The 19,708-nt window shown below is 60.4% G+C and carries 21 protein-coding genes; 5 read left to right on the plus strand and 16 right to left on the minus strand.

The window, feature by feature from the left end:
* The first annotated feature begins 64 nt into the window (after positions 1 to 64).
* The gene (locus C1877_RS14280) at positions 65 to 298 is read left to right on the plus strand and encodes a helix-turn-helix domain-containing protein (protein WP_083809260.1); all 234 of its coding nucleotides are present in this window, start codon (positions 65 to 67) and stop codon (positions 296 to 298) included.
* Between the two features lie 268 nt (positions 299 to 566).
* On the opposite strand, the gene C1877_RS14285 is transcribed toward C1877_RS14280, so the two are convergent.
* The 7 genes from C1877_RS14285 to C1877_RS14315 form a co-directional block, all read right to left on the minus strand.
* The gene (locus C1877_RS14285; protein WP_015539306.1) at positions 567 to 1,406 is read right to left on the minus strand and encodes a class I SAM-dependent methyltransferase; all 840 of its coding nucleotides are present in this window, start codon (positions 1,404 to 1,406) and stop codon (positions 567 to 569) included.
* Between the two features lie 97 nt (positions 1,407 to 1,503).
* Positions 1,504 to 3,360 (minus strand): heavy metal translocating P-type ATPase, encoded by a 1,857-nt coding sequence (locus C1877_RS14290; RefSeq protein WP_231847585.1) that lies wholly within the window; start codon positions 3,358 to 3,360, stop codon positions 1,504 to 1,506.
* Positions 3,361 to 3,592: 232 nt separating this feature from the next.
* Positions 3,593 to 3,916 carry a DUF6110 family protein gene (locus tag C1877_RS15385; protein ID WP_015539304.1) on the minus strand — a complete coding sequence of 108 codons (324 nt, stop codon included), beginning with the start codon at positions 3,914 to 3,916 and terminating at the stop codon, positions 3,593 to 3,595.
* A gap of 519 nt (positions 3,917 to 4,435) precedes the next feature.
* Complete coding sequence (locus tag C1877_RS14300) at positions 4,436 to 4,795, minus strand: hypothetical protein (protein WP_041239180.1); 360 nt, start codon at positions 4,793 to 4,795, stop codon at positions 4,436 to 4,438.
* Between the two features lie 231 nt (positions 4,796 to 5,026).
* Complete coding sequence (locus C1877_RS14305; protein ID WP_015539300.1) at positions 5,027 to 5,410, minus strand: metal-dependent transcriptional regulator; 384 nt, start codon at positions 5,408 to 5,410, stop codon at positions 5,027 to 5,029.
* Between the two features lie 145 nt (positions 5,411 to 5,555).
* Entirely contained in the window at positions 5,556 to 6,080 is a 525-nt protein-coding gene (locus C1877_RS14310; RefSeq protein WP_015539299.1) for a hypothetical protein, read from the minus strand.
* Complete coding sequence (locus C1877_RS14315; protein ID WP_244909868.1) at positions 6,077 to 7,612, minus strand: relaxase/mobilization nuclease domain-containing protein; 1,536 nt, start codon at positions 7,610 to 7,612, stop codon at positions 6,077 to 6,079. Before C1877_RS14315 ends, C1877_RS14310 begins: the two co-directional genes overlap by 4 nt.
* A gap of 414 nt (positions 7,613 to 8,026) precedes the next feature.
* On the opposite strand from C1877_RS14315, the gene C1877_RS14325 reads away from it, so the two are divergent.
* Both C1877_RS14325 and C1877_RS14330 read left to right on the plus strand, forming a co-directional pair.
* Positions 8,027 to 8,389, plus strand: a complete 363-nt coding sequence (locus C1877_RS14325) for a helix-turn-helix domain-containing protein (RefSeq protein ID WP_015539298.1) — start codon at positions 8,027 to 8,029, stop codon at positions 8,387 to 8,389.
* 1 nt (position 8,390) lies between these two features.
* Entirely contained in the window at positions 8,391 to 8,918 is a 528-nt protein-coding gene (locus C1877_RS14330; protein ID WP_114569466.1) for an ImmA/IrrE family metallo-endopeptidase, read from the plus strand.
* A 547-nt stretch (positions 8,919 to 9,465) separates the two neighbouring features.
* Here the strand turns inward: C1877_RS14330 and C1877_RS14335 are convergent.
* The 3 genes from C1877_RS14335 to C1877_RS14350 all read right to left on the minus strand — a co-directional run bounded on the left by C1877_RS14335 (position 9,466) and on the right by C1877_RS14350 (position 12,908).
* Positions 9,466 to 10,488: a YraN family protein gene (locus C1877_RS14335; RefSeq protein ID WP_220149921.1), complete on the minus strand. Its 1,023-nt coding sequence runs from the start codon at positions 10,486 to 10,488 to the stop codon at positions 9,466 to 9,468.
* Positions 10,489 to 11,095: 607 nt separating this feature from the next.
* Positions 11,096 to 11,353 (minus strand): type IV toxin-antitoxin system AbiEi family antitoxin domain-containing protein, encoded by a 258-nt coding sequence (locus C1877_RS14340; RefSeq protein WP_015539295.1) that lies wholly within the window; start codon positions 11,351 to 11,353, stop codon positions 11,096 to 11,098.
* Between the two features lie 445 nt (positions 11,354 to 11,798).
* Positions 11,799 to 12,908: an HNH endonuclease signature motif containing protein gene (locus C1877_RS14350; protein ID WP_244909869.1), complete on the minus strand. Its 1,110-nt coding sequence runs from the start codon at positions 12,906 to 12,908 to the stop codon at positions 11,799 to 11,801.
* Between the two features lie 296 nt (positions 12,909 to 13,204).
* On the opposite strand from C1877_RS14350, the gene C1877_RS14355 reads away from it, so the two are divergent.
* Positions 13,205 to 14,683, plus strand: coding sequence for an AAA family ATPase (locus C1877_RS14355; protein WP_041239178.1), 1,479 nt, complete (start codon positions 13,205 to 13,207; stop codon positions 14,681 to 14,683).
* Positions 14,676 to 15,014 carry a hypothetical protein gene (locus C1877_RS14360; RefSeq protein WP_015539291.1) on the plus strand — a complete coding sequence of 113 codons (339 nt, stop codon included), beginning with the start codon at positions 14,676 to 14,678 and terminating at the stop codon, positions 15,012 to 15,014. The genes C1877_RS14355 and C1877_RS14360 overlap by 8 nt, the downstream gene beginning before the upstream one ends.
* Positions 15,015 to 15,100: 86 nt before the next feature.
* Here the strand turns inward: C1877_RS14360 and C1877_RS15205 are convergent, their stop codons facing one another.
* The 6 genes from C1877_RS15205 to C1877_RS15390 form a co-directional block, all read right to left on the minus strand.
* A complete protein-coding gene (locus C1877_RS15205; protein ID WP_147274568.1) occupies positions 15,101 to 15,523 on the minus strand; it encodes a hypothetical protein in 423 nt (140 codons plus the stop codon).
* Between the two features lie 43 nt (positions 15,524 to 15,566).
* Positions 15,567 to 15,776, minus strand: a complete 210-nt coding sequence (locus tag C1877_RS14370) for a hypothetical protein (protein ID WP_041239177.1) — start codon at positions 15,774 to 15,776, stop codon at positions 15,567 to 15,569.
* Between the two features lie 319 nt (positions 15,777 to 16,095).
* Positions 16,096 to 17,271 (minus strand): helix-turn-helix domain-containing protein, encoded by a 1,176-nt coding sequence (locus C1877_RS14375; protein WP_114569467.1) that lies wholly within the window; start codon positions 17,269 to 17,271, stop codon positions 16,096 to 16,098.
* Positions 17,259 to 18,221 carry a ParB/RepB/Spo0J family partition protein gene (locus tag C1877_RS14380; protein WP_114569468.1) on the minus strand — a complete coding sequence of 321 codons (963 nt, stop codon included), beginning with the start codon at positions 18,219 to 18,221 and terminating at the stop codon, positions 17,259 to 17,261. Before C1877_RS14380 ends, C1877_RS14375 begins: the two co-directional genes overlap by 13 nt.
* The gene (locus C1877_RS14385) at positions 18,214 to 18,996 is read right to left on the minus strand and encodes a ParA family protein (RefSeq protein WP_015539289.1); all 783 of its coding nucleotides are present in this window, start codon (positions 18,994 to 18,996) and stop codon (positions 18,214 to 18,216) included. The genes C1877_RS14380 and C1877_RS14385 overlap by 8 nt, the downstream gene beginning before the upstream one ends.
* 508 nt (positions 18,997 to 19,504) lie before the next feature.
* Positions 19,505 to 19,657 carry a DUF5679 domain-containing protein gene (locus C1877_RS15390; protein WP_015539288.1) on the minus strand — a complete coding sequence of 51 codons (153 nt, stop codon included), beginning with the start codon at positions 19,655 to 19,657 and terminating at the stop codon, positions 19,505 to 19,507.
* Positions 19,658 to 19,708: the final 51 nt, after the last annotated feature.

Below are 19,708 nucleotides of genomic sequence, written 5' to 3' on the forward strand. Positions count from 1 at the left end.
AAGGAGGGGCGCCCTCTCGCCGACGCGGAGCGCCCCTAGCGCTCCGATGGCGCACGGGAGGACGGTGGATCACATAGACCTTATAGCCGCCAGGATGGAACAGGCGCGCTTCGAGCGAGGCATTCCCGTCGCTGAGCTTGCCCGCCGCGTGGGGGTCGACCGCAAGAGGCTCGGGCGCATCCTCAACGGCGAGCGCGCCATGAGAGCCGACGAGTTCGTGAGGCTGTGCGAAGAGTTGAAGCTGGGACTGGAGAGATTCGATCCCATCCGCAACGCAGCGTCTCGAGTGATTGGCTAATCGAGGCGACCAACTCCGTCGGTCCCGAGAACGAGTATCCGATAACGAAGGGGATCCGCGAGCCCGTGCGGGGCAAGACGTTTGGAACCAACATTCACCGCGTGAGCACGGTGTCCGACGCCGTCCAGGTCATCGACATGAGTTTTAGTGCATCACGCAGCGCGGATCGCATGATTCTATCATGCGGGAAGGCGGAGTCTACCGGCACTTCATCCGAATGCGCGAAGAGATTGCCTGCTGGAAGCCGGAGGGGCTCAAACGCCGAAGCCTAGCGACGGAGCACGCCATCTCGACCGGGGGCCGAAGAGCCCGGGTCGAGATGGACCATCTTCACCATCGAAAGGAAGTCAGACAGGGCCATGCTCGCCCTCGTTGACGCGGCGAGCCCTGCACGGGGCACGGATTCGTAGTACTTCCCTTCGGCCACCAGGCCGGCTCCGACCTGCTCGGCGAGCCGCGCGGCCGAGCCGACGCAGAAACCCATCCTCGCCTCCCCGTGACCGACCTGCCGCATGTATTTGGCCCTCATCATCGCCAGGCCCGTCCTGCTCACGGCGTCGAAGGCGACCTCGACGTCCCCGTAGTCCCGCAGCGTCTTTAGCAGCCGGACGACGTCCCCTTCCTCGAAGTAGTGAAAAAGGCCCGCGGCGGTGACGAGGATCGGCGAGTCGGGCTCCCTGAGGCGGACGAGCTCGATCCATTCGCGCGAGAACGCATCCGCCCCGATGCACTCCTCACGCGAACACTCTGGGATTAGGGCCCTCCGGTATTCGATGACTGCCGGGAGGTCAACGGCGTACCACCTTACCCCGTCGGCTCCCGAGCGCTGGGCGGCCGTCTCCAGCCCGCACCCGAGCTGGACCACGGCGCCCTCCGGATTGCGCGCCAGGTACCCCTCCACGATCCGGTCCATGTTCGCCGAGCGCGCCGCCGAGGCGATGAGCGTGTACTGGGTCTGGCGGCCCCTCTCCGCGATATCGCGGGGGATTCTATCTTTGAGCGAGAGGGCGGCGTCGTCGCGCAGGATGTTCGGGAACCGCTCGCTGGCGTAGATCCTCCCGAGCAGCGGCACGAACAGCGTATCCTCCACGATCCCCATGTTCTGCATGAGCGCATCCTTTCGGCGACCTCGCGTTTCCGAGGCGCTTCCGCGCCGCACTCCAAACAGCGGCTCCTCGGTCTCTCCGGATTCTCCGTTTTCCGCATCAGGGAAGACGGTAGGGGGCGGCGTTGCGCATGCTCATCGCGACGGTGGTTCCGTTATGCAGGAGCGAAGACATCTGGGGAGACAAAGCTCCCGCGATCCCCGCCGCAAGCAGCGCGCTGTTGGCGGCCATGACGAACGCGAACGAGCCGCCCATGCGGTCCATGAGTGCCATGGAGAGCTTGCGCAAAGCAACGATCGAAGAGAGGTCGTCGGAAACGAGCGTTATGCCCGCCACTTCGCGAGCGATCGCCGACCCTTCGCCCATCGCAATGCCCACGTTCGCCTCGGAAAGCGCAGGCGAGTCGTTCACCCCGTCGCCCACCATCACGATCGAAGCGCCCTCCTCGCGCAAGGCTCGCACGAAAGCGTGCTTGTCTTCGGGAAGGAGGTTCGCATGGAATTCGGAGACGCCCGCCTGCCTCGCGATGCATTCGGCCGTCTTCTCGTTGTCCCCGGTGAGCATGATGATGCGCCCGAACCCGAGGCTTCGCAGATCCCGAAGCACCGTCGGGACGTTCGGCTTTATCGGGTCCTCGATGCCTATTACGCCCACAAGCTCGCCGTCGACCGCCAGATAGAGGGGAGAGAGGCCCTCCGTCTCCCTCGAAATGCGCTCCCTTTTCTCTTCCTCGATCAGCACGCCCTCGTCTTCCACCACGAAATGCTCTGACCCGATGACGACCCGCTTCCCCTCGAGGGACGACGCGATGCCGTGGGCGACGATGTACTCCACTTCGGAGTGCTTCTCCCGATGCTTGAGGTTCCTCGCCTCCGCCGCCCGAACGACGGCGCGCGCCACGGGATGAGGGAAATGCTCCTCAAGGCACGCTGAGAGCCTCAGCACCTCGCGGCGGCTCCAGTCGCCGAACGCGATGACGCGCGTCACTTCCGGCGTCGCCTCGGTGAGCGTGCCCGTCTTGTCGAAGACGATGGTATCGGCTTCGGCCATCGCCTCGAAATGACGCGAACCCTTGACCGTGAATCCCTGCTTGGCGCTTTGGGTCAGAGCGGAGAGCACCGCGATAGAGCTTGCAAGCTTGAGCGCGCACGAATAGTCGACCATGAGGGCCGCAGACGCCTTCGTCAAGCTGCGCGTGGAAAGGGCGACGAGCCCAGCGAGCAGGAAATTCCAGGGCACGATGCCGTCTGCAAGCCTCTCCATGTGCGAATACGACTCCGCTTTGCACCGTTCCGACTGCTCGACGAGGGAGACGATGGAGCGCAGCTTCGTCGAGGACGCGCCCGACTTCACCCGGACGAAAATCTCCCCTTCTTCGACGGCGGTGCCGGCGAACACGTCATCGCCCTCCGAACGCCGCACCGCGAGAGGCTCGCCCGTGAGCGCCGCCTGGTTCACCGATGCGCACCCTTTCTCGACCACGCCGTCCACGCACACAGGCATGCCGGTGCGCACGACGATGAGGTCCCCTTCGACAAGCGAGGCCGTCTCCACCCGCTCCTCCTCCGAACCGCGCACGAGCTGCGCCGTCTCGGGGATATCGAGCAAGGAATATATGAGCGCGCACTCGCTGCGGGCCCGAGTGTATTCTTCGAGCCTCTCGCCGAAATCGAGAAGGAACATGGTCTGGCCGGCCGTTTTGGGATCGCGCTGCAGCAGAGACACGCCGATGGCCGCCGCGTCGAGCACGGGCACGTCGAGACGCGCGCGTGCGAGCGAGCGCAATGCGGCGCGCAGAAAGGGCAGGTAGCGCAGGAGCGCAACCACCGCCCGGATCGGCGCGGGGAGAAACCAGCGACGCGCGAGATACGACCCTGCGAGCACGGCAAGGTCGGTAACCAAGGAGCTCGCACGCGCGCCCATCTCCGTGCCGCATTCGACCCTCGCCCGCTCCATAACCTGCCCGTCGATCGCGGAAACATGCCTGAGCGTCCGGGCGCGGCCTTCTGCTCCGCCGCTATAGCTTATGGCGACGCTTCCGATCTTCGGATACACCACGACTTTCTCGACGCAGGCCTCCGCGCTCAGCGCGCGCGTGAGAACGGAGACGTCCGAAGGACGTACGCTTCCATCGAGCAGAATGCGAACGCGCCCGGGCACCTCGTGCTCGATTGTATGAAGCATCGCATTACTTCTTCGCCGTCGCCAAGGCAGAGGACTGGGCCTCTTCCGATTCCTCGCAGGCTACCGTTTCTTCGTCTGGCGTATCAGGCGCAACGTCCGATACGCCAGATGCAGGCTCGTTGGCATAGCGAGCTTCGGCAATAATATCGCTTGCCTGGGCTCGCGCCTGCTCGACGATGCCTTCATAGCACGATTTGGCCTGCAGCCCCTTGGCGATGCCTTGAACGTATACCCTTCGCGCTGCCTGACTGGTCAGTGCCTTGAGCCCGACGCTCCCGACAAGAAAACCCGCTCCGACAAGAAGACCGTACTTCGTCTGGCTTTTCATAGATGCAAGACCACCTTTCTCGACGTCCGAACACGTAAAACGAGACCCGTGCATTTTTGAAAAAAGTTATCTTATGTTTACATTTTATAAGATAATGACTCCGGGTCAGGAAGTCAACCGTATCGTACTTTCCAAGGTTCTACCTTGTACGCCAAAAGCAGGAGAGGAGGCGACAGGCGTGAAGATGCACAAGATATGGGCGTGGGCTGGGATGATCTGCGCGGTTATGGCCTTCTACACTGGCTACAAGCACAAATAGTTAGGCGCAGGTATATCTTACGACGTTCAAGCGATAGGCTTCAGGAAGGTTCTGGGGCCTATCGCTTGCGACGAACAGCCAGACGAGGAGAGCTGCCATCGCCCGGTTAAGCATGTTTTCAGCGTCCATTCGTGGGACGGGCTTTCGAACATTAGTTATCTAAGGCTAATCACCTTGACGAAACGAAGCGACTCTTAATTAGTTAGTTACAGCTAATAATTTCTTCACGTCTTCAAAACAATCTCGAAAACAAGCCCTTTCTATCCAGCCAAAGCCGAATCCTCACGGCCGGCTGCAGCGCAAAACCGCCCCTTCCCGGACTCTTCGAACGCATGGGAGGGAACGGCAGGGAATCCCGTCTGCCTCCTGGACCACACGGCCTCCTTTCCATGCCGAAGCCCCTGCGCCTTTCCACCCGCCACCCGCCAAAGCAGGTCCCGTTCGAACGGAGACAGGGCAGCAAATCCGCGATCGAAAATGACGAGGCGGATGCGGCGCGTTCTGACAAGAGTGTCGAACGCGAGCGGAAATTGGTCTTCATCCAAACCGAAGGCGCTCTGCAGATCGCCGTACGAATACGTTCTGCCCTCCTGGAGCAGAGCTCTCACCCCGACAACCATCGGCATCTCCTTGAATAAAGTTTACTATAGTTAACTTTATGAATCATATCACAAGGAAACTGGGCAAGCTACTGTTATCAGACAGGCAGCATATTTCCCGGCCAACGTCCCTCGGCGACCATCTGACAGGAATATCGCCCAGGGGCCCCGATGCTTCGCCTGTATCGGTGCCCCTGGGATCCTGTTTAAACTGCTGCTGTTTCCACGGACCAATCACAGCGGTCGTCGAGGCTATTCGAGTCCGAGGGACGCGATATAGGACCTCCATTTTTCGAAAGACTCGTCGCTTATGGCATGTTCCATAAGGCAAGCCTCCTTGTCGGCACGGTCCTCTGGTATGCCGAGGGCCTGCGTGAAGAAGAAGAACAGCATGCGATGCCGGTCGAGGACCGTGCGGCCGTAACGCGAACCCTCTTCGGTAAGCGTGATGTCTCCGTAGTAGGGTTGTTCGACGAGGCCCTTGTCCTTAAGAAGGCCGATTGCCTTGTTCACAGAGGCCTTAGAGACCCCTAGCTTATTCGCAACGTCGACCGATCGGACTGATGAGCCAACAGCGCCGCCGAGCATGACGATCGCCTCGAGATAGTCCTCATGGGATTTCGACATCTTGTCCATAAGAGGGGTTCCTTCCCCGCGCGTGGCTCGTACCCGGGCAGCCTGATGGGCTCCCCGTCGCCACCTTAACACACATTCCAACCCGAAGGCGAAGGGAAAAGAGCAGTGCCAAACTATCACATTTTTCCCAGGAGTAATCAAGGCGCTAGAAACGGGGCTCCTCCGTGAAACCTTGCCGCTCGTTCGCTAGCAGTGCGCTGAAGCAGGAGGCGGGAACGCCTATGGACTCGGGTGCGATCGGTTCGCCCCCGTCGGATATCCCAACGAGGAAAGCGTAAGCGGAGAGGGCGCCCGGCGCGACCTCCTCGGCGCATTCGCGCGCCCAGGAAAGCGCAGAGGCGTCCACCAAATCCCCCGCGACCCTGATGAGCACCGTCTCACCGTCAACGGTCAGGCGGTTGATTCTTTCCAGATCATCCGCATCCGCGACCAGGAAGCTCCACCCGTCCCGTCTGCGAGCCACAGGAAGCCCCGTCGGTCCCGGCTCCTCGCGGTAGGCCTCTGCCGCCTCGTGATAGTAGGAGCGCAGCCAAATGCCGTCTCCTGCGACATCCGAGAGGTCGAGCGTGTAGTTGGCGAGGAGATTTCCTCTCTGCGGCACCGCGTCGACGTGGTGGTCGGTGTCGAAGACGTCGATGCGGCCTCCTGAGTAGTACGCCTTCAGGATCATCTCTGCTTTCCCCTCTCCTGCCTTTCCGGCGTCCGCGGCGTTTCCGCGGAGCCGATCCCGCGCGACCCCCGGTTCCCCGCAACCCTTCCAAGACAGGATTTCGAAGGTTTGGCCCCGAGCCGGGGCTCGGGGCGCTGCTCGGGGAGCATCCCGATACGGCGTGCGTACGCTGCGAGCTCGGCGCCGCGTGCGTCCATCGCCAGACGATCGAGATCGGCGACGCACGTCGCCCTCGACGACTCGACGAGCGCCACGGCTTCGGAAAGAGTCCTAAGCTCCTCGAGGTCCCCCAACTCTACGGCGCTTCGGGCGGCTGCGGCTATTGCTCTCTCCCCGGCGTCCGCTATTCTGCGGAAGCCTCCTGTTCGAAGGACGGGCTCCAACCTCTCCCGGCTGTAGGACAGCCCCAGGCGCTCTCCACTCACCCTGCGTGACGGCCGGTCGGCAAACGCGTACACCCAGTCTCGCCTCGGCGCGTGGGGGGAGTTCTCCGACACCGTGACGCCCAACGATCCGAGGAGGCTCCTGAACTCCGTCTCGCTCCTCGCCACCGAGCGCGCCACCCTCACCCTGGCCCGTATGTCGGCAACCCACGAGTACTCCCCGCGGTCGGAGAGCTCCTTTTCGGCGCGCCCGACATTTTCTTCGCGGCGCGTACTGGCGGCGGGCCTCGGACGCCGGCGCTCCGCCCGGGCGGCGACGCTTGAGCGCGGGACCGCCTCCAGCGGCGACATGCCTAGGCTTTCGGCTGCCCCCTGCAAGGACCTTGCGAGCGCCTTCGGGTCCGGGTCCTGTAGCCTGCGGCCCGTCTCGAGGTTGGTGTTGTTGACGACGACGTGGGCGTGCGGGATGCCTCCTGCATTGTCGTCGTGGTAGACGATGGCGACCTCGTGGTCCGGGAAGCACTTCCTCGCCCATCCGGTCGCGAGGGCGCGCAGCCCGTCGAGCGAGATGCGGTCCTTGGGATCCGGGGAGACAACGTAGTGCTTGTAGGTGCGGGCTCGCCGCCCCCGCCATGCGGAGTCGTTGCCGTACAGGCGCCGGATCCTGTCCATCGCCTCGGCCCAGTCGAACGGCCTCCCCGGCGCTGGAGGCTCGAGGTTGATGTAGTCCTCGGCGAGCGCGCGGCCCTCCTTCGTCAGGTACCGCCTGATCCCCTTGGCCGAGGTGTGCCCCGATATCGTCTTGAGCATGGGCACGCCCGTCACCTCCCCAGCCCGGCGAGGACGCTTCCGGAGAGCTCCGCCACCGCTCGCCTCAGCGACTCGACCCCGGGCTGCATTTCGGCAAAGCTTGCGCTCGGCGCGTGACAGCTCCTCGACCACCTCCGCAGTCTCCATGTCGTTCGCCCTCAGATAGTACGCGATGGCGTTGAGGGCGTGGACCGCCTGGTTGTAGTGGTGCCCCCAACGCGTCATTTCGCGGGATAGCCGCGCCGCCGTCGTGCGGTCGACCACAACGAGCCTCGCCCCGCCTCGCACCTCCTCCGCAGGCAGCTGCAGGAGGACTCGGATGAGGTCGGAGACCGTCATGCCGAGTCCGCGGGCGAGACCTTTAGCGGACTCCATTTCCCGGTCGGACATACGCACATGGAGCTGTTTCGGGTGCCTTTCCATCTTCCGGCTCGCCTCCTCGGACTTCGAAATCGGGGGCGGGCCGACGCCCGAGGGGCGCGGGGTATCCCCCGCACGGAGCGTAGCCGAGCCGCAGGCGGGCCGCGCTCCCGCCGCCCCGGTCCGGGGCGTTCCGTCCCGAAGACGGGGACGCCCCGGACCTCTTCCGAGGGCTCGGGGCAGACGTCAGGCAAGGCGGCCAAGAGCTATTCCGGGGGCTGTGTACACGGAATAGGCCTCTTGCTTTGCCCGGAGATATGAGTATACAAACTAGAAAATAGATTTACAAAGTGTAGAACTATGCTACACTATTAGAAGTTGAAAGGAGAAACCATGCTAACGCCACTGGGAAAGTTTCTCAGAAAGCTCAGGCTCGACAACGACCAGCTCCTTCGCGACATGGCGGAAAGGCTGGACATGCCGAGTTCGACCCTTTCGGCAATCGAAACGGGGAGAAGGAAGCCCCCGCAGGGTTTTGCCGAAAAGGTAGGACGGGCTTACGCGCTTGCAGACGAGCTGGAGCAGAGCCTTTATTCCTGCGTATCCGAAGCAAGCGGATGGAGCATCGGGATAGACGCCTCGTCGCTCTCGAAGGGAGACCGAAATACCGCCATCGCCTTCGCGCGAAGGTTTTCCGACCTGGATGATGAAGACAAGGACAGGATATGGGACATCCTGAACAAGGGAAAGGAATGATGTGTCTGGATATGTGACAGGAATGAAAGTCCCCCCTCTCGGCAGAAGGGACCTGCGCGCTTTCGCCCGCGCAATCCATGGGCATCTCCGCTATAACGGCGAAGGCCCGTTTCCCATTATGAAAATGCTCGAGCATGTCCTGCCGGCACTTTATCAGGATTTCGAGTACGAAATCTGTTCGAAGGACCAGCTTGGCATCGATCACGGAATGACCTATCCGGATAAGCATCGGATTTTGCTTCGAGAAGATGTCTACGAAGGCGCATGTGACGGCCGCGGAAGAGACCGCTACACGGTCGCCCATGAAATATCGCACCTGCTTCTGCACGAGGGGCTCGGCGTTCGGCTCATGCGGGAGGATGTTCCGCACAAGGCTTTCGAGGATTCGGAATGGCAGGCGAATGCTCTTGCCGGCGAGATTCTTATGCCTTACGAGAGCATCGTCAACCTAGACGCAAATGCAATCGCGAGCAGATACCAGGTGAGCTTAGCTGCGGCAAAGACGCAGCTGCGCGCGACCCATAGATGACGGGTCTTCGACGGTTCCGTCTGAAGATACATCCAAGAAGCGACCAATCTGAAGGGAGGTAATCGAATGGCACGAGTTCACCACGGTGGCAAAGTCGGGAAAGCGGCATCGCTGCTGGCCAAAAGCGGCACAGCCAAGAGGACGAAGAGCGCTTCCGCAAAGACGCTAGCGAACCACAAGCACAGGATGCATTAATTCCTGGGATCAACCGCTGAAGAAGGGAGGTGATTAAAAATGGCGAGAGTCAGAATCAGGGTTCCTGTCTATCGGGTATCCACGACCGGCCGCATCGTCCGCAAAGGTACGAAAACCACGCATGTGCGCGTAAAGACGAAGTGAGACCCTAGCCGCCACTAGAGCCTCACCGATGAACGAGGGGTTGCCGATTCGGCAGCCCCTTTCTCATGACGGAAGAATAACGGACGCGAGGTCCGATTGCAATCGAAGCATGCCGATGCGCTTCTTTCAGCGCGACGAGCGGCGCGAGGGCTTTCAATCCGCCCCCGGCCCGAAGGCCGGGGGCGCCCCTCGGAGGGGTCAGGAGGCCTTAGGCGACCTCCGAGGGAAGCGAGCTGCCGGCAACAGGAACCGCGTCGGAGAGGGCGTTGATGTGGTGGCGAAGGAAGGCCTTGCCCTCGCCGAAGACCACCAGGCTCACGTCATCGAAGCGGACGGGGCGGTCGACGTCCTCATGCTCCGCCAGGTACGCGATGGCGGCCGTCTCGCGGCGCCTGCGCCCCTCGAGGCCGCTGCCCTCCGGGAAGCCGCCCTCGTCGGCGGTTCTCGCCGACACTTCAACGAGCACGAGGATATCGTCCTCCATCGCCACCACGTCGATCGCGCCCGCCGGGCATTCCCAGCCCGTTTCGCGACGAGACCTGATGCGGGCGGTCTCCCCGTGCACGTAGTTGTTGGAGTTCCAGGAGAAGTCCCCGTCGTGGTCGTAACGGGCTACGTAGGGTAGATCGGGATACGTGACGCTGACCTTCCCGTCGGCCGTCTCCACCCGGACGGCTATCGCGTTGCCGGCAGGCTGCCCAAAGCCGACTACGGGGTAGGCCTTCCAGCCGCTCTCGTGCTCGCGCAGCCACACCTCGTCGCCGACCTCGAGCTCGCCCGCCGGCACCTCGACGGAGTCGAGAAGCTCGCCGAGGCGCAGGTCTTCCGGCATGGACTCGTCAAAGGCGCGCAACATCTCGTCGAAATCGTAGGAGCGCTGCTCTTCGCACGGCTCTACGTCTCGGACGCCGGCGGGCTTCCAGTCCTCGTCGTATTCCGTCGTGAGGCGCTCGGCGATGCGCCAGCCGTCGATGACGTAGATGCCGTTGTCCCCGGGGTCCATGCTCGCGTCGTCGGTGTAGGGGCCGACGCCGACCGACAGCGTGCCGCCGAAGAAGTTGCCGACGACCTGGCAGATGCGGGCCCACCCGTAGCTGTCGGAGCTGGGCGGGCGGTAGCCTTGGAGCTCGCAGTACCGAAGCAGAGGCTCGACGGTGTCGCGACCGCCGTTCCAGTGCAGGTAGAGCCCGATCTTCCTTTCACGCGTTGTGATAATCGCCCTGTTTCCCATCCGGGACCTCCTTCGCTTTCCTGGCTCCGCCCTGTGCCGAGCCCCGTTGGCGATCACAGCCCGCAAGGCGCTTCCGGGCGCAAGGGAGGAAGGGGAAACCGGAGGCCCGAGCTTCCGACGCAGGAGGAAGGTTTTCCGCGACCCTTGCGCCAGAGGAGAGCCTTGCGGCCGCATGGCGCCCGACGGGGCTGTGCGGGGCGGGGCGGAAGGAGGGGTCGGGAAACGGAGACGCGATGTTTCGACGAGCGAAGAGGCTCGATGAAGGCTGGAATGCAGTCGTGATTTCGTCCGGACATGCTGAGTTCGTTTACGCTGACGTAAGCTATTTCAGCAAGGAGAGGAAGGTGCCGTGTCTGCGACTTCGTGAACGTTGCGAGGATCGATTTGCGTGCTGCTCGTTTGCTGAGGACGGCGCGCATCGGGCGATGTTCCCGTTTGGCGGATGGTCAGCGGGAATGCCTCTTGCGGAACTGGACTGCCGGTGGAGCGGTTTCAGAACGGGCATTCCTAATCGGCCGCATTGCCGACGAGGAGAGATTAATCAGGACAATATCAGGACATGTCCTGATTAATTGGGACTTGTCCTGATACCGTCCCGGAGATTGGCCTATCGGGAGACCTCGTAATGGGCTCCCGGCCCACGCCCGACAGATACGAGCTCGCCGGCGTCGACGAGCTTCGAGAGCTCGCGGTAAGCCTGTTTCGTCTGCAGGTGTAAAAGCTGCTCGACATCGCGCCTCTTGATTGTCCCGCCCTGCTGGTTCGCAAGCTTCATTATGAGTTCCGGGTATCTGATCTTGTCGATGCCGGATTGGCGCACAGAGCCGGTGTCCCGCCAGAGCGCGATACGCCCTGCGCCGAACATGCGGGCGTGACCGTTGGCGCCTTCTTCCCCTCTACTGGAATCCACGCCGAAAGCATTCTGTACGACAGGCTATGCCTGGTGTTCTGCCAAATGGTCATTTTATCTTTCTATAATGAGGCGAGATTCTATCCAAGAATCCGACATGTCGCTCTTCGTCGATGCCGAGGACCGTTAAGTCGACTACTCTACCGGTCTCGTTGCCTAACTTTTGGGATATCTGTTCGCATCCGGAGACCAGTTGATCGGAATATTTCGAGTACAGTAGCAGCAAATCAATATCACTGCCTGCGCTGAGCCCTGAAGCACTCAGCGCAGATCCGAACAGATAGACATGATCAAACTGAGAAAACAGTTCTAGGTTGCTGTCGAGAATGTCTATGAGTCTCAAATGGTTCATAGCTTGCGAACGAATGGGAAGAAGCTATCCATATCGAGGAGCTTCACGTTAATTTGCTCCGCAAGTTCCTTGGCTTCTTCGGAAATGTTCGGAAATGCATTGCTTACCGTTCCATCTATGCAAGTTGACGACAACGGTATGTTCTGCCGGCGCTAAACGGGCCAACTCTGCGTAGCTCAGACAGTATTCGTATACGAATAAGAAGCATTTTCCTTTCGCCATATATTCCCTAAGGTTTGTCTTCGACTTGCGAGTTGCTTTCTTTCCGCACAGATGGAAGTGCTTTAGGGCAAAAATCAAGCTGTCTAGCCTCATCTCGGCACGCCTGAAGCAGCGGGCGTCATGGTACATCTGTCGGATACGCGGTGTATCGTCAAGATAAACTACCGTCTCTTTCCCGTTTTCCATCATTTGCAACAATGGACGTTCTGCATCTAGAGAAACATCTATAAATCGCCCCTGTTCGTCAAGCTCTTCGATTAGCAGCTCTAGGGATTCTGCAGAGGGGAGCAGGGCACCTTCTATGGGCTGGATTCCGAAGATGGAATTGATGACCTCGGGGAAAAGAATAGACCTTTGCCTTTCCGTTTCATCTCTGGTGGCTTCGAACTCCTTAGCATGGTCGATAAAATCGCGGACAGCGGCCTGGTTGGAGAAGGAATTGTCCTTGTGGTTCTGGAACAGGCACAAGTTCGATTCGAACATCGTGCAAAGCTTTCGGTTGTTGACGATTATTTCCTTTTCAAAAACATCCCACAGTCTTCGCTTGTCCTTCATGTAGTAGTTCTCGTATATCGACTTGTTTCGGGCGAGCAGAGGTGCGGCCTCTTTGCGCAGGTCGTCGAAGGAACTGAACGTCTTTCCGAAAACGCGATCGATTTCTGCGTGACGAATCGACTTCCATTCCCTCACTTCATCTGCCGTGAAAGCGGAGTTCTTGTCGAAATTCGTATGGCAGTTTGGACAGATGAGAATAAGGTTGTCGAACGTGTTCTCCGCGCTTTCGCAATATGGGACGATATGGGCTCGTTCAGCAATGTCTCCATTGCTGATGAATAGATCGGCCCGACAATCTGGATTCATGCATTTGCCGGCAGACTCCGCCCAGAGTCTTCGCTCGACATGTGCTGAGATTGGCTTTCTGCTTGTCTTCGCCACTTTCCGTCCCCGCTTTGACCTCTTCGATTGACGATTAACTGTCATTTGAGAATATGTTATCCAATGATTGAGCCACCGACAGGCTTCAAGTGAAGAATATCGAACGGGGAGGCAGACGGAGCGCTAAAGAAGTAGACATTCGGCAGCTTTAAGCTCCAGGGTCAACGATATCCGAATCAGATGGCTTGGCAATCCCATTTACCTCTTCATAAAGCGTTATCTTGATAAAAATGATATTTTTTATTCCAAAATAGATAAAATAGCGTTGTCTAATTCCTTTCAGAATAGGAACTCGTATGAGGATTACAAAAATCGAGCTCGAGAACATCAAAACCGTCAATCACGGGGTCGTCTCGTTCAGGAATCTTCCTTCAGGCGGAAGTGTCACTGGAATCTACGGGCAAAACGGATCGGGCAAAACCGCCCTCATCGACGCAGTAAACTATATCGACTTTCTAATATCCGGAAACGAGCTGCCTGACGGATCCTCCAATATCATCCGAATCGGGTCAAACAGTGCCTCTATTGCAATTACTGTGGGAGAGAGCGGCCTGGATAAATGGGAATACCGTATCGTTCTTTCCCGTCCCGAAGAAGGATCACGAGCAGTACTCACCAGTGAGTCGCTGAAGGACTTGACGCACGAGAAAGGAAAGCGCCGAGTTCTTTCTTGGACGAAAGCATCCTTCAAAGATAGTGAGCCCTCCGACCAGGAGAGCACCTCTGTCAAGATTTCCTGGACGCCATTCAAATACTGGAAAAGCGTAGAAAGATTTTCGATGGAGGCCAGGAAGGTTGCCGGAGGAATTGAAGCGATGGCGATAGAAGGCACAAGGTCGGTGTTTTTCGGTGGGTCAATCAGCCATCTATTCTCTTTGTTCGCCAGTTACGTCAGCGAAAAAAAGGAGCAAGGGAAAACGGTCCACGACGCAAAAGAGGCTGCGGGAAAGATGCTTGTTTTTCCCTTTTGCAAGGCTGGAATCGATTTCGTCGAACTGAGGAAAGGCCTTCGTGTGCTGCCCTCGCTTGCCTCGAACATGCCAACGATGGACTTCATCTACATCCCTTCCGAACTGGACTTAGATAGAGAGAACGGCCCCATTTTCTCCCTTGACTCTCCTTCCGTTCACAGCGAAGAGCGAGTCAAAGAGCTGGAAGAGAACATTCGCGTACTGAATCCTGTCCTGGAATCCCTTGTTCCCGGCTTGACCATGGAGCTTAGACACATGGGAGCGGAGCTGCTCGAGGATGGCTCGAAGGGTGCGCGCGTCGATCTGCTTTCTTCACGGGATGGAGTAAAGGTTCCCCTGCGCTATGAATCTGACGGCATTAAAAAGCTTGTTTCCATTCTCTCTCTGCTCGTTCTTGCCTATGGTGATGAGAACGGTTGCGTGTTTATAGACGAACTCGATTCGGGTATATTCGAATTTCTTCTGGGAGAAATCCTCCAATCGATAGCCGGCGGCGGACGCGGCCAACTGGTTTTCACGGCGCATAATCTCAGGCCCCTCGAGATATTGCCGACCCAATGCATCGTCATGACGACCACGGACGCCGATGATCGCTATCAGAGGTTCAAGGGGAACAAGGCCACAAACAACCTTAGGGATCAGTATTTGCGCGCGGTGCTTCTCGGCGGGCAAAAACACCCTGTCTATCGACCGACCGATCGTGCCCGTATCGATTCCGCTTTCTGGAAAGCCTCTAACGCCAAGGAGATCGATTCGGACTTCGATTCCTTCCTAAACGCCTTGAAGGGAGGGGTCGATGCCTAGCAAGAAAAAGGTCGTGCTGTTTCTCGTCGAGGGACCAAGCGACGAGACGGCCATCAGGGGTCCTGTCAACTTGCTTATCCAGAGCTCCTTCAACTCGGACTCCGCGTCATTTCACGGAGATGTCACGACTGCGCAAATCGAATATCCGACCTTCTACCGGATCAAGGACAGTATCAGAGACACCGTAAAGACATTTGTCGAAGATTACTTGAGAGATACCAACCCAGGATATAAGGCAAAAGACATTCATTGCATTGTCCATATCATGGACACAGACGGGGCGTTTATTGATGATTCCATGGTTGTTTGGCCGAGGATGGGCAGGCGTTAACGTATAGAGAAGACCGCATTGAAGCCCCGAATCCTCGCTCTATTCAAAAAAGGAACGCCCGGAAGAAGTCGGCGATGCTGCAGCTTTCAAGGATAAGCAAGCTGACCATCAACAGGGTGAGGGTACGCTACCTTCCATTTTTCATGTCGCGAAATCTGGAACACGCTCTCTACGGATTGCAGGGTGATTTCGACAACGAGACGAAGGGAAAGCTGGCTCATTTGTTCCATCTTGAATGCCAAAAGAATCCCAGGTACTTTCTCGACTGTCTGGAGGAGGCGACGTGTTGGGCGGCCGGAAGCCACGAAGAGTCTTGGAGCGCCCTTGGGGAGGGCGCGAACTCCCTCCATCGCGGAACCAATCTCGGACTCCTGTTCAACGAATCCGACGATCACTATTTCCTGGGTGAGATTTAAGCTGCCTTCGCCGGCCGAACGAGATTCGCCGTTGACAGTTTGATGCAATACGCTTGGACGCAGCGTAGTACTTATCGTTAAATTGACGAGCATCGCATTCTGCTCAAGGTCGGATTCAGATCGCTGCTGGACTGCGTTATGCAAGGCTCCAGGCTTCGTCCAGCTCCGCCGCGCAGCTCTCGAGCACGCACCTCACGGCGGCTATCTCCGACGGGGTCACGCGCCCCCCGTCCGCCTTCTCCTCGAGCATCGCGAGGATCGACGCCGCGCCTTCGATGCGCTCGGTCGAGCGCACGATTGCGTCGACGGATTCTTTGGGTAGGGTGTTCAATGGGGTGCCTTTCATAGGGCGTCCTTTCCTAGGCGCTCGTCACCGAGGGAAGAAGGCCTCAGGGGCATGAAGAGAGAGGCATCCACCTCAGTTGTCACCCTGTTGGGAAATGTACGCCAAATACCCAAAACAGCAGATGCCCCTCTGTCCGGTATTTGGCGTACGAATATTCAATTAGGGTGACCGTCTCATTATAAGCGCAGCCCTCCCGTCCCTACGGAAAATCCGCGAGGCGGGCGCTGTCCGGGGCTGCAGACGGGAAGCGGCCGGCGGGGCTCCTACATGAACCTGAAGACGGCCCTGAAGAGCCATCGGGCGAAGCGCACGACGATCCTCACGACGCAGCCCTCCTTCCCGCGGCTGCGCCGCCCTCCATCGAGTCGCACAGGGCGAGGTAGCGCCCGTAACGCTCCTCGCACGCCTCCATGTGCCTCGCGAGCGCCTCGTCCGCCTCGCATTCCGCCTCGAACTCCTCCCTCGACGCCCCGGGCTTGCGGTCGTAGAGCAGCGACAGGATCACGCTGCGCCGCGCGGCGACCCTGCGCCAGAGCTTCGCGAACCCCGGGTCCGCCTTCGCGAGGCCCTCCATGTCGAGGGGCTCCCCGTCGCAACCCATGGCGTCCGGGGGTATGGGTTCGTCCGACCACACGGGCAGGCCGTCGTCGCCCTCGAGCCACCTCGCCAGGTTCTTCGCGAGCCGGCCGTCGTCGCCGTTGCGAGCGCGGTAGCTCTCGGCGTATGCGGCGTAGGCGTCCGCGATCTGGCCCGGCAGGTATCCCTCGGCGACCCTCTTCTCCCAAACTGCGAGGCAGGACCTCTTGAACCTGAGGGAGGCGACGGGCTTTATCGACATCGCACAGAGCCTCTCGAACTCCTCGGGGAACTCGCCTCTCCTGTAGGGCTCGAAGCCGCCGCCTCCCTCGTCCCCGGCTTCCCGCGGGGAGGAGGATAGGGGCTGTTGATTGGATTCAGGGGTTTTATCCCATGAGTAATTAATAGCGCCGGGTTCTCCAGATCTGGGTTTTCCGGATGTGGCCGGACCAGATACGGATTTTCCCGTTCTGGGGACAACCTGGGCTTTCTCGGCGCCGCAGCCTTCCTCCACGGAATCGCGCGCCTTCGTGGCGCGGTCCTTGCGGACGAACTCGGAGAGGATCGCGAAACCCTCCGCGCGCAGCTCCTCGGCCACGGCGTCGTGCATCGCGGGGTCGTCGAGCGTGATCCAAGTGGCCTCCTCGGCCTTGAGGAACCTGCCCGCCTCCCCGCGCTTGCGGGCGCGGATGACGTAGCCCGCCGCCCCAACCTCCTTGATGCCGGCGGACACCGAGTCGACGCCGTCTTTCACGAGCGAGGCGAACCCCCGGATGGTGAAGACCCACTCGGGGTTGCCCTCGAGAGAGCGGATCTGGCAGTAGATGCCCTTCGCCTTGAGCGACAGCTCGCGGTCGAAGAACACCGTGTTCTCGACGTGGGTGAAGGAGCCCTTGCCCCTGTGGATCACATTGCCCACGGGTCCCCTCCCTTCCCCCGGGCGGCGCGCTTGCGCTCGGCCTGCTCGAGAAGCTCGAGGGCACGCACGACGCGGGCCTCGACCTCCTCGCGGCTCGCCGACGGCCTGAAGAACCGCGCGATGCTCCTCTTCGGAATCCTGAACGACTCGACCTGGTTCGGCTTCTCCTCCTCCATGATCGAGCGGATGAGGGCCTCGCCGAGCTCGCCCTCCTGCGAAAAGCGCTTCATCTTCAGGGCCTGCGAGTGGGACGGGGTGCAGGCGTTCTCCCGCATCGCGTCGAGGAGCGTCTCCTGCTCGCGCCGCGAGAGGTAGCTGACCTCGACGGCGGGGAGCATCCGCATGCGCCCCTCGTCCACGAGGTCGAGTATCCCCGGGACGAGGTGGGTGAGCCTGATGTAGCGCCTCACCTTGTCCTTGCTCACGCCGAGCTCCTCGGCGAGCACGTCCCTGGATTTCCTGCCCTTCAACTTGTGCGCATTTTGCGCACAAGTCAGGTCGGTGCGCTCTCCCTGGCGCCGCATCGCCTCGAGCCTCATGGAGTACGCGAAGGCGCGCTCGCTCGGAAGGATGCTCTCGCGCTGCAGGTTGGAGTCGACCATGGCGATGACGGCCTCGTCCTGCGTCATCTCCCTCACAATGCACGGAGCCTCCGCGAGGCCGGCGAGCTCGGCGGCGCGCTTGCGGCGGTGCCCGCTCACTAGCGTGTACCTGCCGCCGTCCCCCGGGATCACGGTCAGGGGGACGAGCACGCCGTTCTCCGCGACGCTCTCGGCGAGCGCCTCCATCTCCTCGTCGTCGGCGACTCGGAACGGATGGTTCGGGAACGGATCGATGAGGCCGAGCGGGACCGACGCCACGGACCCGGCCGCCGCGGAATCGCGCTCCTCCTGGGACGTGAACAGGTCGTCGATGCTCGGCAGCGGCACCGCCGCCCTCCTCCTAGCCACGGCGCACCTCCTCCGCGAGGCGGGAGAACGACGCGGCGACCTTGCCTTCGGGGTCGTATGCGAATACGCTTTCACCCGCAGCGGCCGCCTCCGCGGCGGAAACGGCGCGGGGCACCACGGTCTCGAAGACGCGGTACGCCTTCCCGTACTGGCCTCTGACGGTGCGCTCCACGTCCCTGGCGAGGTTGTTGCGGGAGTCGTAGAGCGTGACGAGGATGCCTTCCACGGAGAGGCCGGGGTTTATCTGCCTCCTGACCCGCGCCACGGTCTTCAGGAGGCCGGTCATGCCGGATGCCGGGAGGTATTCGGCGGAAACCGGGATGAGGACGCTGTCCGCGGCGGCCAGTGCGTTGATGGGGATTATTCCCAGGGTGGGCGCGCAGTCGACGATGACGTAGTCGTAGTCCGACTTGATGGGCGCGAGCCAGGCGCCCATCATCCGCTCGCGGGACATCGCCATGAACACCGCCATCTCCATGGCGGCGAGCTCGATGTTGGAGGGCATGAGGTCGACGCCCTCGCGGTGGCGGAGCATCCCCGCCGCAGGGTCGTCGTCCGAGCCCTCTATCGCAGCGGAAAGGTGGGTGGCGAGGGTCGTCTCAAGCGAGTCCGGGTCCCTCCATCCGAGGGACTTCGTCAGGTCTCCCTGGGGATCGGCGTCGACGAGAAGCACCCGGTCCCCCGTCCTGGCGAGCGCGACCCCCAGGCTCAGCGCCGTGGCGGTCTTGGCCGTCCCTCCCTTCTGGTTGGCGACGGCTATCGTCCTGCATGTCATCTTGCTTCCTCCCACCTGCGGCGCTGCCGCGTCTCGGGAGGTCAGGAGGTTTCGGAATCGCAGTCGGGAGCGGGGCCTTATTGCCCTGCGGCCTTCGGCCGACCGTCCGCGCGTTCGCGTATCTCCTTCGGGAACGGTCGTCCCCATGCGGAATACGCGGTTGGAAAGCGCGGGAACTGGACTGGAATTTCCAGTGTTTCTCCCGTTTCGCAAACCCATCCCACTGAAGGCACGTGAATAGAGAAAAGCCCTCTGACGTGGGATTATTTAGAAAATGGGTTTGCAAGGGAAGTTAGCGGAACGTGCCAGCCAAAACATTGGGAAGCTTGGGCCTTACCACTTGGCGACACCCGCATGATGACAGATTATAGCGCAACTATTCACAATACGCAGACGGAAAATGTTTCACGTGAAACATCCATGAGAGCAGGGCCGGACATGATACAACACGGCCCCCGAACCGGAGTCCGGGGGCCGTGGCGCGTCCAAGGATTTGGATGAGCCGGAGCTACTTCTTCGCGGCGCCGATACGGCAGATGGTGGTCCCGCAGTCGGGGCACTTGCCCTTCGTGATGGGCTTGCCGTTCTTCGTCGTGCCCTCGACGGGGTCCTGCATGATCTTCTTGGCCTTGCACTTCACGCAATACGCTTCAATAGCCATGGCTTCCAAACACCTTTCTGTTCTTTGTTGAATCGGGCGCTGCGCCCGCGT

The organism is Gordonibacter pamelaeae (assembly GCF_003340385.1).
Classification (GTDB): domain Bacteria; phylum Actinomycetota; class Coriobacteriia; order Coriobacteriales; family Eggerthellaceae; genus Gordonibacter; species Gordonibacter pamelaeae.

Excerpts from the sequence above, each read along its gene's own strand:
- C1877_RS14285 (WP_015539306.1), bottom strand. The coding sequence starts at position 1,406 with ATGCAGAACATGGGGATCGTGGAGGATACGCTGTTCGTGCCGCTGCTC.
- C1877_RS14290 (WP_231847585.1), bottom strand. The coding sequence starts at position 3,360 with ATGGAGCGGGCGAGGGTCGAATGCGGCACGGAGATGGGCGCGCGTGCG.
- C1877_RS15385 (WP_015539304.1), bottom strand. The coding sequence starts at position 3,916 with ATGAAAAGCCAGACGAAGTACGGTCTTCTTGTCGGAGCGGGTTTTCTT.
- C1877_RS14300 (WP_041239180.1), bottom strand. The coding sequence starts at position 4,795 with ATGGTTGTCGGGGTGAGAGCTCTGCTCCAGGAGGGCAGAACGTATTCG.
- C1877_RS14305 (WP_015539300.1), bottom strand. The coding sequence starts at position 5,410 with ATGGACAAGATGTCGAAATCCCATGAGGACTATCTCGAGGCGATCGTC.
- C1877_RS14310 (WP_015539299.1), bottom strand. The coding sequence starts at position 6,080 with ATGATCCTGAAGGCGTACTACTCAGGAGGCCGCATCGACGTCTTCGAC.
- C1877_RS14315 (WP_244909868.1), bottom strand. The coding sequence starts at position 7,612 with ATGACGGTCTCCGACCTCATCCGAGTCCTCCTGCAGCTGCCTGCGGAG.
- C1877_RS14325 (WP_015539298.1), top strand. The coding sequence starts at position 8,027 with ATGCTAACGCCACTGGGAAAGTTTCTCAGAAAGCTCAGGCTCGACAAC.
- C1877_RS14335 (WP_220149921.1), bottom strand. The coding sequence starts at position 10,488 with ATGGGAAACAGGGCGATTATCACAACGCGTGAAAGGAAGATCGGGCTC.
- C1877_RS14340 (WP_015539295.1), bottom strand. The coding sequence starts at position 11,353 with ATGTTCGGCGCAGGGCGTATCGCGCTCTGGCGGGACACCGGCTCTGTG.
- C1877_RS14355 (WP_041239178.1), top strand. The coding sequence starts at position 13,205 with ATGAGGATTACAAAAATCGAGCTCGAGAACATCAAAACCGTCAATCAC.
- C1877_RS14360 (WP_015539291.1), top strand. The coding sequence starts at position 14,676 with ATGCCTAGCAAGAAAAAGGTCGTGCTGTTTCTCGTCGAGGGACCAAGC.
- C1877_RS15205 (WP_147274568.1), bottom strand. The coding sequence starts at position 15,523 with ATGCTCGTCAATTTAACGATAAGTACTACGCTGCGTCCAAGCGTATTG.
- C1877_RS14370 (WP_041239177.1), bottom strand. The coding sequence starts at position 15,776 with ATGAAAGGCACCCCATTGAACACCCTACCCAAAGAATCCGTCGACGCA.
- C1877_RS14385 (WP_015539289.1), bottom strand. The coding sequence starts at position 18,996 with ATGACATGCAGGACGATAGCCGTCGCCAACCAGAAGGGAGGGACGGCC.
- C1877_RS15390 (WP_015539288.1), bottom strand. The coding sequence starts at position 19,657 with ATGGCTATTGAAGCGTATTGCGTGAAGTGCAAGGCCAAGAAGATCATG.